This window comes from Streptosporangium sp. NBC_01810, from assembly GCF_035917355.1.
Lineage (GTDB): Bacteria > Actinomycetota > Actinomycetes > Streptosporangiales > Streptosporangiaceae > Streptosporangium.
This window is the reverse complement of sequence record NZ_CP109070.1, coordinates 1,153,798-1,165,555: the sequence shown is the minus strand read 5'-3', so window position 1 is coordinate 1,165,555 and position 11,758 is coordinate 1,153,798. Positions and strand designations below refer to the sequence as shown.

Annotated in this window: 10 protein-coding genes and 1 other RNA gene; 2 read left to right on the top strand and 9 right to left on the bottom strand. The window is 69.4% G+C overall.

Features of this window, described 5'->3' with window-relative positions:
- Positions 1 to 573 precede the first annotated feature (573 nt).
- The 5 genes from OIE13_RS05315 to OIE13_RS05295 are packed head-to-tail and all read right to left on the bottom strand — an operon-like array spanning position 574 to position 6,765.
- Complete coding sequence (locus tag OIE13_RS05315; protein WP_326642335.1) at positions 574 to 1,569, bottom strand: hypothetical protein; 996 nt, start codon at positions 1,567 to 1,569, stop codon at positions 574 to 576.
- Entirely contained in the window at positions 1,566 to 3,353 is a 1,788-nt protein-coding gene (locus OIE13_RS05310) for a GMC family oxidoreductase (protein ID WP_326829616.1), read from the bottom strand. Before OIE13_RS05310 ends, OIE13_RS05315 begins: the two co-directional genes overlap by 4 nt.
- Positions 3,350 to 4,249 (bottom strand): hypothetical protein, encoded by a 900-nt coding sequence (locus OIE13_RS05305; RefSeq protein WP_326642339.1) that lies wholly within the window; start codon positions 4,247 to 4,249, stop codon positions 3,350 to 3,352. The genes OIE13_RS05310 and OIE13_RS05305 overlap by 4 nt, the downstream gene beginning before the upstream one ends.
- A 6-nt stretch (positions 4,250 to 4,255) precedes the next feature.
- Entirely contained in the window at positions 4,256 to 5,674 is a 1,419-nt protein-coding gene (locus tag OIE13_RS05300; protein ID WP_326642341.1) for an FAD-binding oxidoreductase, read from the bottom strand.
- Positions 5,671 to 6,765: an alpha/beta hydrolase gene (locus OIE13_RS05295; RefSeq protein WP_326829615.1), complete on the bottom strand. Its 1,095-nt coding sequence runs from the start codon at positions 6,763 to 6,765 to the stop codon at positions 5,671 to 5,673. The genes OIE13_RS05300 and OIE13_RS05295 overlap by 4 nt, the downstream gene beginning before the upstream one ends.
- Before the next feature lie 277 nt (positions 6,766 to 7,042).
- Here OIE13_RS05295 and OIE13_RS05290 point away from each other — a divergent pair, with 277 nt between their 5' ends.
- Together OIE13_RS05290 and OIE13_RS05285 are read left to right on the top strand one after the other, a co-directional pair.
- A complete protein-coding gene (locus tag OIE13_RS05290; protein ID WP_326829614.1) occupies positions 7,043 to 7,345 on the top strand; it encodes a hypothetical protein in 303 nt (100 codons plus the stop codon).
- A 236-nt stretch (positions 7,346 to 7,581) separates the two neighbouring features.
- Positions 7,582 to 8,043, top strand: a complete 462-nt coding sequence (locus OIE13_RS05285; RefSeq protein ID WP_326829613.1) for a transposase family protein — start codon at positions 7,582 to 7,584, stop codon at positions 8,041 to 8,043.
- A gap of 43 nt (positions 8,044 to 8,086) precedes the next feature.
- Here OIE13_RS05285 and rnpB read toward each other — a convergent pair.
- The 4 genes from rnpB to OIE13_RS05265 all read right to left on the bottom strand — a co-directional run bounded on the left by rnpB (position 8,087) and on the right by OIE13_RS05265 (position 11,536).
- An RNA gene (rnpB, locus tag OIE13_RS05280) (RNase P RNA component class A) lies at positions 8,087 to 8,481 on the bottom strand.
- Positions 8,482 to 8,604: 123 nt separating this feature from the next.
- Complete coding sequence (locus OIE13_RS05275; RefSeq protein WP_326642349.1) at positions 8,605 to 9,969, bottom strand: bifunctional RNase H/acid phosphatase; 1,365 nt, start codon at positions 9,967 to 9,969, stop codon at positions 8,605 to 8,607.
- On the bottom strand, positions 9,966 to 10,706 hold the full coding sequence (locus OIE13_RS05270; protein ID WP_326829612.1) for a zinc ribbon domain-containing protein: 741 nt from the start codon (positions 10,704 to 10,706) through the stop codon (positions 9,966 to 9,968). The genes OIE13_RS05275 and OIE13_RS05270 overlap by 4 nt, the downstream gene beginning before the upstream one ends.
- Complete coding sequence (locus OIE13_RS05265) at positions 10,703 to 11,536, bottom strand: Nif3-like dinuclear metal center hexameric protein (RefSeq protein ID WP_326642354.1); 834 nt, start codon at positions 11,534 to 11,536, stop codon at positions 10,703 to 10,705. The genes OIE13_RS05270 and OIE13_RS05265 overlap by 4 nt, the downstream gene beginning before the upstream one ends.
- Between the last annotated feature and the right edge of the window lie 222 nt (positions 11,537 to 11,758).

The window sequence follows — 11,758 nt, the reverse complement described above, 5'->3', positions numbered from 1 at the left end:
CGGGGCTCTCGCCGTGCGGGGTACGAAGGTCCGCGGGGCGTCCGGTCACGGGTCGCCCCCGGCCGGGTGCGGGGACGAACCGGGCCTTCCACCACGAAAAGCGGCCCACCCCGAGGGGCCGGAGTTGTGCTTTCCTTGATCTGGGTGAATCCGCACGCCCCCAGCGTGCCAACTCACCCAGATCATGGAAAATCCCCGATCGTCACCACCACGGCCCCGCCTCCACGCCCGCCATGACCCGCTTTGCCCCCTCCCGGAGCTCCACCGGCCCGCCCCCGGTCACCCACACCCGACCAACGCCCGCCCCCACCCCGCACGAGGCGTTACCGGTGAGCGGCCCCACACCACTCCACCGCCCTCGCCGCGCTTTTGACCTTCCACCCCGCACGACGCGACACCGGTGAGCGGCCCCCAACCACTCCACCGCCCTCGCTGCGCTTTTCCCCACGGACTACGCCGCGCTTTTCAACGGCGATCAGCCAGGCGCGACGCAGGTACCGATCTCAAACACTCGTACACCACCTGCGCGGACGCGACCGGCGCTGCGCGGCGTCGAGCTCGGCGACGGGTCCCTCAGTCCGGGTTGAGGTTCCGCCAGCCCGCGGCCAGCGAGCCGCCGATGGCGTCGATCACCTGCGGATCGGTCCAGTAGAAGGGGTGGACCAGCGGCGTGGCGAACACCGGCCACGGCCCCCGCACCGTCACCGGCCGGTCCATGGTGACCTGCCGCGCGTAGGCGGGGCCGAGCGGCCGCAGCGGATAGGCGATCACGTCGTCGCGGTCGTAGAAGTTGACCCACTCGCTCCTCAGCCGCGAGCCGCGGCCGGCGATGTCGGCGCCGGGGAAGTCGATGGGCCGGTCCAGGCCGGCGTCCGGGTTGCGCAGGCTCCAGAGGGCGAGCGGACTGCCCATCGTGTACAGCCAGGCGAGGGTCTCACCCCGGGCGAGCGGCGAGGTGCCCATGACGGCGCGTACCGCGTCGGGGACGAGCTTGCGCCCGCGCAGGGTCTCCTGCTGGTCGTAGAGGTAGTCGCTGACCAGTACGGAACCGAAGGAGTGCGCGAGCACGCACAGCGGCGCCCGGTCACCCGCCTTGTCGGCGAGCACCGCCAGCGCCTGCGCGAGCACATGGTGCGCGGCGACGTAGTTCTCCTCGTTGAGCTTCCGGTCGTAGGCGATGATGTCGCCGACGAAGTGCAGCGTCAGCCAGCGCGCCGTCGGGTAGTGCAGCGTGCGGATCTCGGGCGTGGTCCGCCGCACCAGGGACGCGAGCAGCCGCGCCAGCGACGCCGCCGATCCCGCGTTGACGCTCTTGACGATGCCTTCGAGGTGGTCGTCGAAGAACGTTCCGGCGTCGTCCCCGCACATCTTGGCGAACAGCTCGCGCTGCCGGCCCTCGATGTGCGGCGCCCAGTAGACGGGCTCGATGACCAGCGCGTTGTCGGCGTCGAGCGGGCTCAGGCCGAGCTCGGCGGCGAAGCTGCGGCGCAGCAGCCTGGCCGGTTCCGCGGCGAAGGCGGGGTCGGCGATCTCGACGCCGTGCACGATCGCGACGGCGATGCGGTTCACGACGGCCGCCCTTCTTCCGCGGGCCCGCTGCTCGTGGGGGTCGCTGTGGTCGTGCGGGCGCGGCGGCGGTTCCGGTGCGGACGGTTCTCCAGCAGCCGGGTGCACATGCGGTCGGCCAACGCCGCGATGGTGAGCGACGGGTTCGGGCCCACCGGTCCCGGCATGGCCGCGCCGTCGGCGACGTACAGGCCGGGCAGGCCGAACACGGCGTTGTACGGGTCGCACACGCCCTCGGTCCTGTTGTGGCCGATGGCGGCGCCACCCAGCGGATGCACGGTGATGATCTTCCGGAAGAACCAGAGCGGGTTGTCCACGTACCGGGCGTCCAGCGCGTCGGCGATGTCGCGCATGGTGCGCCGGACCCGGGCGAAATACTCCGTGCTCGTCTCGGTCGTCCAGTCCACCTGCAGGCGCTCGCCTCGCAGCCGCATCACGCCATCCGGCACGTCGCGGCCGATGCCGAGCAGGGGCAGCGAGCCCGCCGACAGCGTTCCGTCCCCGATCAGGCGCGCGATCTCGCTGCTCAGGCTGGTGTCAGGGGTGCCGAACAGCCGGGCCATCAGCGCCCGCATCGCGAACTCGCCCGCCCGGAACACCGTGCGCGTCACGTCCGCGCTCTCGGCCAGCCAGTCGACGAACCCCGGGTACCCGCCGTCCTGCACGTAGAAGCCCCGCCCCATGACGTCCGGGCGGTCCAGCCGGTCGGGGACGAACATCGAGCTGGTGATCACCGGCCCGCGGCTGGCCTCCAGCGCGCTGCCGGAGCCTTTCTTCGGGAGCAGGAAGGTGAGCAGGTCGCCGTTGCCGGAGTAGCGCCTGCCGAGCGCGGGCAGGTTGAGTCCCGGCAGGGTGCGGTGGTTGCGCAGCAGCAGGTACGTCGTGCCGTACGTGCCCGCACCGAGAATCAGCAGGTCACAGGTGATCGTGCGGAGCGGCAGCGCATGCGTGTCCGTGCGGCGGCCTTCGTTCGCCTCGTCGTGCTCGACGTAGGTGACCTCGTATCCGCCGCCGTCCCGTGCCTGCAGGCCGCGTACCTCGCAGCGGGTGCGGATGTCGGCGCCCGCCGCCTTCGCGGCCGACAGGTACGTGTGGTCGAGCGTGTTCTTCGCCCCGTCGTTGCAGCCGATGTCGCACTCCCCGATCAACCGGCAGGTACGGCGGGGCAGCCCGTGCAGGTTGCCGTACTCCGCGTCTTTGATCGGCAGCCCCAGGCCGGGCGGTTCCTCGGGCCCCGCCGAGAAGCTGACCGCGAGCGGCGGTAGCTCCCATTCCAGCCCCAGGTTCTTGGCCGCCAGCCGCATCGCCAGGGTCTTGCGCGTGTCGGCGTACGCGGGGGCGTGCAGCGGATAGCGGGTGGCGCCCAGCATGCGTTCCACGGCCTCGTAGTGGGGCTCCAGGTCGTCCCTGGTGACCGGCCACGTCTCGTACCCGCCACCGGGCAGCGACTCGCGCCTCACAAACCACCGCTCTTCCTTCCTGAGCAGCACGTTCGCGTAGATCAGCGAGCCGCCGCCCAGCCCGCTGCTCACCACGGAGTCGAACCCGTTGAACGTCCAAATGTCGAACAGGCCGTGCAGCCCCTCGCTCGGATCCCAGAAGTTCCTGCTCATCTCCTGTGGCGTGCGGGCGAAGCTCCCGGGCGGGTACGCGCGGCCGCGCTCCAGCACGACCACTCGCAGGCCGGCCTCCGCCAGCCGGTAGGCGGACACGGATCCGCCGAATCCGGAGCCGACCACCACGGCGTCGACGTGTTCAGTGGACGGTGTCAAAGGCTCGGCACTCATCGTCCCTCCTTCAGGATGAAGGCACGCAGCCACTGCAGATAGCTGTTGCGCAGGCTGCGCGCGAACAACAGCCCGAACGTCCCCAGCACGCGGGCCGCCTCGACCGGCGAGGCCACGTTCGTGGCGCGCATCGACAGCAGCAGCGCCACCAGGTCGGCGCCACCCAGCCGCAGCACCCCGGCCCCCACCACCTCGCCGCCGACGTCGGGTCCCCGGTGCAGCCGCACGTCGAGCGTCGTCGTGTCGGGCCACAGGTCCAGGCCCAGGTCGTCGCGTACGTTCTTGCGCCCGGCCAGGTAGTACGCCTGCCCGCCGTACGAGAACGGCGCCTCGTACACCAGCAGCGTGAGGTCGGGCCGCCCGGACGGCGCGAAGAGCCGGAACACCCCGTCGTGGAACGGGATGCGGTGTTCGACGCCCGGCAGTTCGACCTCCCCGCGCAGGGTCCCGTGGTGGAGCGGGTCGGCGACGAAGGCGTCGATGTCGGCGATCGTGACGGTGGCGCGCAAGGTGAGCCGCCACCGGGTGCGGCGGCCCGCGCGGGCGCCCTCGTGCGGATCCGCATAACCCATGGCGAAATATCCGGACATCTTCTCGTGGAAGGTCAACCCAGCGCCCGCGTCAACCTGCTCAGGCACGCTGCGCTCGGGCAGCACCGGCGCCCGCCTGGCGGCCACGGCCGTCGCCCCTGCCCGTCGCGTCGCCGCCGACCGGCCGCCCGCCGCGGCCGTTGTCGCCCGGATGCCGTCCGTGGCGGTCGTCGCACGGTCGCGTGCGATCGTCGCACGGTCGCGTACGGTCGTCGCCGCCGCTCGGCTCGCGGGCTTCTGCCGCGTCGGCGCGGGGACTGCCGCGCCACTCGGGTCCTCGTCGCGCCGGTGTGCTCTGGCGGCCATGGGCGATCATCCCTTCCGCGGCTTGCCGGGGACCGGCTCGGTGGCGTGCTCGGCGTACCGGGCGTTCGGGTCCAGCAGTCGCCGCCGTTCCGGATCGCTGCTGGTGCGTGAATGCATGTACCGGAAGCCGCCGTGGTCGATGACGATGTCGTCGACCCGGTCCACCAGGCGTTCGAGGATCTTCTCGGTCATCTGCTCGGGGTTGACACCGACGTAGAGCATCAGCTCGCAGTGCCGCTTGGTCTCGTCCCCTCTCGACAGGTACGCCGAGCGGATCGCCTTCACGTACACGGAGATGAACGTGATCCCCCCGCTGGCGCGCCGCTCCTCGACGGCGGCCTCGTACAACTGCCTGAACAGCGACTCGTAGCGCTCGGCCGGGGCCAGGGCGACGAGCATGCGGGTCGGGTCGCCGACGGTGGAGTCGAGCACCTGGTCGGTGAAGCGCTCGATGTTCTTGCCGCTGGCGTAGGCGGGGCTGAGCATGATCGTCGCCATGCCAAGGTACTTGACGATCTCGTCCACCACCGAGGGCAGGCGGCCCGCCCAGTAGCCGAGGAACCGCTGGTAGCCGTAGGCGACGTTGTTGAGGAGTGATTTGAGCGGGTTCTGCGGGGTCTCGTGATAGGAGGAGAACTGGCCGAGCCGCAGCGGCCCGGCCGGGGTCGGGAAGTCGGCCCAGACGCCGCGCTCCATCAGCGCGTCGCCGGGGTCGCGGATCAGCTCGCCGGAGCGGCGGATGTAGTCGTCGAGGTTCGTGGTGAGCAGCCGGTCGTTCTTCAGCACGGTCCGGTGCTTGTCGACGCGGACGATCGCGACCGTGAGCCAGGTGATCATGCCGTGCCTGCCGGTGCCCGCCAGGACACGGTGGAAGCGGTCCGGGTCGCGCTCGCGGCCGCAGATGTGCGCCTCGCCGTCCCAGTCGACGTACTCCAGCTCGGTGACGGTGTCGACGAACAGCCCGTACCGGTGGGACGCGGGGCTGATGCCGCCGACGGATGCGAAGCCGCCGGCCGTGATGTGGTCGTGGTCGCCAATGATCGACAGCCCCCAGCCGCGCCGCGCGAGGTGCGCGTCCACGTCGGCCAGGACGGCACCGCCCTGCATGGTGCAGAACGCCTGGCGCTCGTCCACGTTGATGATCTCGTTCATCCGGTCGGTCAGCAGGACCGTGGCGCCCTCGCCGGTGACGAGATTGTTGCTGGAATGGCCGTGGCCGCGGACGATCAGCCGCTCGCCGCGGTCACGGGCCTCGCGCACGGCTCTGACGACGTCGTCGGTGTCGCGCGGCAGGTAGACCCTGAACGGCCAGCGCGGCGGGACGCCCGGGTCGGCGACGCGCTCCCAGTCGTAGGCGAGACTGAGCAGCGTGCCGTGCTGGAAGGCCTCGTGGCTGGTGGGCCGGTAGGTCTGGGACACGGTCACGCCCCCTGACGCTTGAGAAAGTCGGTCATTACCGGGAAGACGTCCTGGTGGCAGTTCTTGCCCATGAAGACGTCCTGGTGGCCGTAGCCGGGGAAGACGACGAGCTCGTGGCGGCCCGGGGCGACGGCGTTGAGCCGGTCGTGGCAGACGACGTTGGAGTCGGCGAAGACGCGGTTGCGGTCGCCCGTGGTCAGTAGCACGGGGGTGGTGATCTCGGCGGCGTTCGCCAGGTAGTCGCCCGGCAGGGCGCTGTGCCGGGGGTCCCGCGGGTCGTACTTCACCGCGCGGCCTGCCCGGACCATCTTGAGCACGTGCCGGTAGTAGTGGAGGCCGGTGGCGCCGTACAGGTCGCCGCTGCGGGCGTGGGTGATCGCGTGCAGCTTGTCGTGGCCGTAGAGGGCGGGCCAGCCGGTGCCCCACATGAGGCTCAGCATGTGGCAGGAGGACTCATCGCATTCCGGGTGGAACAGGTCCACCGCCTTCGAGAACAGCCACCCGCGGGTGAGCGCCGGCTCCTCGCCCCACTTGGGGTCCAGGTAGGGGAAGCCGAGGACGTACTCCATGAACGCCGGCGCCACGGTCAACTTGAGCTGCGACCAGGCGGGCACCCTCGGGGTGAGCGCGGCGCTGTTGGCGATGACGCCGGCGATGCCGTCCACCGCCCCGCCGAACAGGCTCATCATGAACGACACCGAGCCCAGGCAATGCGCGATGACGTGCACCCGCCGGTCCCCCACCTCCGCGCGCAGTGTGCGCAGCGCGGCCGGGTAGTCGAACAGCGCGATGTCGTCCATGGTGAAGCGGTGCATCGAGCGGTTGTACGGGTGCCGGTTGCTCATCCGGTAGTCCAGCGTCCACACGTCCGGGTAGCCGTTGTCCAGGAGGTAGCGGACGAGGTTGGGGTGCTCGGGCATGATGAACATGTCGCTGGAGGTCGTCAACCCGTGGATCACAAGGACGACGTCGTCGGCCGGCTCCCTGAGGAACCTGAGCATGCTCAGCCCCAGGCCGTCCTGGGTGGTGAACGAATGCGTGCTCGTCCGCGCGTCGGGGACGCCGTCGAGGGTGAACATGGGGATGCGGCGCGTCATGGCATTTTCTCCGCGATCGGACATCTCGGCCTCGCCTTGGCTTTCGTGATCGACTCCCTGACGGCGCCAACAGCAACGGCCCCCTGCTGACCAGTTGCTCCAAGCTGACCGCGTCGAGAGGATCATTGATGGGCGCCATCGCTTCGAGTTGGGTGGTGTACAGCCCAAGAGAATCCAACGCTTCGTGTTTCTCGGGGTACGGAGGTGACGGCCCCAGGACGAGATCGATCGCTCCATCCTCCAGCGGACCGATCACATTAATCTCAAAAATATCCTCATGTCGACCTTGATCGCCCAGTACCCGGCAGTGAACTGTGATCTCATCGCGAAGGGCGAGAAGTGCACGAGAGACGAAGTAGGAATGCCGAGGGAGGAACGCTCTCAGCCGATCTGGCGTAATGTACTCGAACTTTTCCTTGCGCGGCATGGCTTCAGCTTCTCAGGGGAGCGAAGATGTTCGCGACAAGAAGAGGAATATCTTCTTTCCCGCCGCGGGAAGATTATTTCTTCCTACGAAAAAGAAATCCTGCGCGCGAGCCGGGAAAAGCATGTGGGACGTAATTTCTGCTTCATGTTTTAACAGGGGTTGTTTCGGGAGAAAATACAGGTCGCGGGGCTACCAGGGCCCCGGCACATCGAGGATTCGTCCGGGTTTAATTTCTTTCGGGTTTGATTTCTTTGACACGGCCAAGCGTGAGGTGCAAGCCAGGTACAGCGGTACGGGCTGGGTAATGGCCGGCCCAGTTCGCGCATGAGGAAGGGCACGGTTCCCGAAGATCAGAGGTCTCTGAAGCCGTCTGATCCAAAGAGGAAACCGTGCCCGTCACGCCATCATCGCTAATCGCTGCTGTCGACCGCGAGCAGCTTGAGGAAACGAATGCCGGCTCCTCGGCCCGCCTGGAGCTTCTGGGCCGGTTCGCCCTGATTACCGATCCGCGCTCGCGGAGAGGGCGACGCCACTCACTGGTCTCGGTCCTGGCGGTGGTGGCCTGTGCGACGGCGGCGGTGGGCGGCGACTCGCTGACCGCGATCGAGCAGTGGGCCGACAACGCGCCGCAGCAGGTACTGGCCGACCTGAAGGTATGGCGCGACCCGCTCACCGGACGCGTCAACGACCCACCATCCACCCCGATCACGACTCCGGCAACGGGGCGTCGCCGGGAACGAACCGAGGAAGATCACTATGATCGACTACACGGCCAGGTGGTCCCTTCCTCGTGGCAACCAGGTGGTCCCATCAAGCTGGCAAGCGACATTCAGGGTAACGCCAACCTTTGATCACCAGTAATGATTGCTCCGTCGCAGGTCAAAGCCATAAGGGCGGACGAGTCGGCCTGTAGGCCGGGTTTTGTTCCTCACTCGCGTGAAGAGGCGACCATCCATCTAGGGCCGTCGTTGCCGACGGCCTCAAGCGGTCTACCCGCGCGGCTCGGGCGGGCAGCCCTCAGACGTCGCGCGCGGGACGCTCCGGAGAGCGCCCCTTCTTGACCTTGCTCCGGGTGGGGTTTACCGAGCCGCCCACGTCACCGTGGGCGCTGGTGGTCTCTTACACCACCGTTTCACCCTTACCTCCCCGCGAGGGGAGGCGGTCTGTTCTCTGTGGCACTTTCCCGCGGGTCACCCCGGGTCGGCGTTACCGACCACCCTGCCCTGTGGAGCCCGGACCTTCCTCGGCGGGTCTCCGAAGAGACCCGACGCGGCCGCCCGGCCGGCTCGTCCGCCATGTTCCAAGCCTAACGGGTCCCAAGTGGGCTCCAACCGAACGGCAAGTCATCTGCGCTGAAATATGAATCAAGCGGGACGGGACAGCCGAGTTCCTTCGGACGCGAGACCGCCGGTTCAGCGCAGGTGGGAGGTGTCGTTGAACGCCTTCACCACCGCCGGACCGTCGGCGTAGTACTCGATCAGGGACAGGGCTGACAGGTCGAGATGCATGCGGTACAACGCGCTGAGGGGAGCGAGCAGCGCGAATCGCAGCAGCATCTTGATCGGCGTGACGTGGGAGACGGCGAGGATCGTCTTGCCCTCGTAGCGCTCGATCAGCAGGTCCCCGGTCGCCTGGACCCGCCGCGCCGCCTTCCCGAAACTCTCCCCACCCGGCGGCGCGGCGGACGGGTCCGCCAGCCACGCGGCGAGCTCGTCCGGCCAGCGACGCTGGATCTCGGTGAACGTGTGGCCTTCCCAGTCGCCGAAGTCGGTCTCCCGCAGCCCCTCCTCGACGACGACCTCAAGACCGGTCCTGGCCGCGACGATCTCCGCGGTGGCGCGGGCGCGCTTCAGCGGTGAGCTGACGATCACCTGGATGCCGTACGCCTCCCCCGCCAGCCTGGCGGCGGCTGCCTCGCCCTGGGCGACGCCGTTGGGCGTGAGTTCGGGATCGCCGAGCCCGGAGAACCTGCGCTCGATGGAGAGCGTCGTCTCACCGTGCCGGAGCAGGTACAGCGAGGTCGCGACCGAGGTAGGCGGGCGCCAGCCGGTGCCGCGCCCCGTGGGCATGGCCGTCCGTGCCGCCTGCCCCGCCGGCTCCCGGGTGACGACACCGCCACCGGAGTCACCGGCGCCGAGGTCATCGGTGTCGAAGAGGAGAAGATCCTCGGCGGGCCCTCCACCGGTGAGGGTGGCGGGGGCACCATTCCCGGAGGCGCCGCTGCCGGAGGCGCCGCTGCCGGAGGCAGGGATCTCGGAGACAGCACCACCGGAAGCGCGACTCCCGGAGGCGCCGCTGCCGGAGGTACGGCCGCCGCTCACTCCCTCGATGGGAGAGGAGGAACCCGAGGATCGCCAGATGCGGCCCTTGGCCGCGGCGTCCATGGCCTCGTTGGCCAGGCGGTCGGCGTCCTTGTTCTTCTCGCGCGGGATCCAGCGCCAGGTCACCTTCAGCCGCCTGGCGAGGGCCGCGGCCTCCAGGGCGAGCGGGCGCAGGCCCTCGTTCTTGACCTTCCACCGGCCGGCCATCTGCTCGATGACCAGCTTGGAGTCCATCCGGACCTCGACCTTCGCGCCGTCTCCGGCGAGGGCGAGCAGGGCGGCCAGGCCGGCGATGAGTCCTCGGTACTCGGCGACGTTGTTGGTCTGGGTGCCGATCGACTCGGCGGTCTCGACCAGTATCTGGCCGTCGGCGGCGTCCTTGACGACGGCGCCGTAGCCGGCCGGCCCGGGGTTGCCCCGCGAGCCGCCGTCGGCCTCCATGACGTACAAGGTCACAGGCCGGACTCCGCGGTGCGGACCAGGATCCGGCGGCACTCCTCGCAGCGAATGACCTCCTCGTGGGCGGCGGCCTTGATGCGGTTGATCTCGGCGATGGACAGGCTGGTGCGGCAGCCGAGGCAGCGGCCGCCCTGGAGCATCGCGGCGCCCACCCCGAACTGCTCCCGCAGCTTGCCGTAGAGGGCGAGCAGGTCGGCCGGGATGTCCTTCACGACCTCGGTGCGCCTGCTCTGGACCTCGTTCTTCTCCTTGTCGATCTCGGCGAAGGCCGCGTCCCTGCGATCCTCGGCGACGCCTCGGGTGCCCGTGAGCTCGTCGCGCTCGGCCACCAGCTTGGCGACCTGCGCGTCGGCCGCCTCGCGGCGCTCCATGATCTCCAGCACCACGTCCTCCAGGTCGCCCTGCCTGCGCGTCAGGGAGACGATCTCCGACTGGAGGCTGGCCAGGTCCTTCGGCGAGGACACCTGGCCGGAGTCGAGGCGCTTCTGGTCGCGTTCGGCGCGGATGCGGACCGAGTCGACGTCGGCCTCGGCCTTGGTCTGGTCTCTGGCGAGGTCTCCGGACTCGGTCTCGGCGGCGATCACCTGTGTCGCGATGCGGGCGACGCGAGCGGAGAGCTCGTCGATCTGGGCCAGCTCGGGCTGGGTACGGCGGCGGTGGGCCAGCCGGTCGATGACGGAGTCGAGTTCGGCCAGGTCAAGCAGACGCTTCTGGGCCGCAGGGGCTGCTTTCACGTGAAATCCTCGCACTTTGCTGTTGTTTTCCAGGCGTCCGTGACCGTCTCGGAAACGCGCGTCTCAACAGTAATCCCCCTGGCGGCCGATGCGGACGTCAGATGGTGCGCCGCGTCGGCGAGCCATGGCCACTCGGTGGCCCAGTGGGCGGCGTCGATCAGCGCGGGGCCGTCGGCCTCCATGAACTCGCTCGCCGGGTGGTGGCGCAGGTCGGCGGTGAGGAAGACGTCGACTCCGGCGGCGCGGGCCGTCCCGAGGAGGGAGTCTCCGGATCCCCCGCTGACCGCGATCCGCTGGACGGGGCGGCCGAGGTCTCCGGCGACCCGCAGGCCGCCCGCCGTGGCGGGGAGACCGCGCGCGGCCTGCCGGGCGAACTCGGCGAGGGGGATGGGGCCCGGCAGCGAGCCGATCCGGCCTAGACCACGCCTGGGGTCGTCGGCCGCGGGCATGAGCGGGACGAGCGTGCCGGTCAGGCCGACGGCGCGGGCGAGCGCGTCGGAGACGCCGGGATCGGCGATGTCGGCGTTGGTGTGGGCGGTGAAGAGCGCGATGTCGTTCTTGATCAGCGTGTGGATCAGGCGGCCCTTGAAGGTGGTGGCCGCGACGCTCGTGGTGCCGCGCAGGTAGAGCGGGTGGTGGGTGACGATGAGGTCGGCGCCCCAGCCGAGGGCCTCGTCGGCGACGGCGGCCACCGGGTCGACCGCGAACAGGATCCTGCGCACCTCCGCGGCGGGGTCTCCGCAGACGAGTCCGACCGCGTCCCACGACTCCGCCCAGCGGGGGTCGTAGCGGGATTCCAGCTCTGTGACGATGTCGGCAAGCGTAGGCACCAGCGCAGACTATCGGCCTGTTCCCCGGCACGAACGGATCACCTGATGTAAGCGGACACTGCCCCATGGGCAGCGGCGGATTCCAGTATTTATTCCAGTATTTGTCACAACACTCCTGGTGTATGAAGAGGTGTGGAGCTGGGGAGACGTGGACGCAGGCGGCAGCTGGAGCTTGCGGACGTCTACCGGCGCCTGACCCTTGCCGGCATCGGGGGCCGCTGC

What these genes read in the sequence shown, in the direction of transcription:
- OIE13_RS05310 (WP_326829616.1), bottom strand. Translation starts at nt 3,353, where the DNA reads ATGAGTGCCGAGCCTTTGACACCGTCCACTGAACACGTCGACGCCGTG.
- OIE13_RS05305 (WP_326642339.1), bottom strand. Translation starts at nt 4,249, where the DNA reads ATGGCCGCCAGAGCACACCGGCGCGACGAGGACCCGAGTGGCGCGGCA.
- OIE13_RS05295 (WP_326829615.1), bottom strand. Translation starts at nt 6,765, where the DNA reads ATGACGCGCCGCATCCCCATGTTCACCCTCGACGGCGTCCCCGACGCG.
- OIE13_RS05290 (WP_326829614.1), top strand. Translation starts at nt 7,043, where the DNA reads ATGTCGACCTTGATCGCCCAGTACCCGGCAGTGAACTGTGATCTCATC.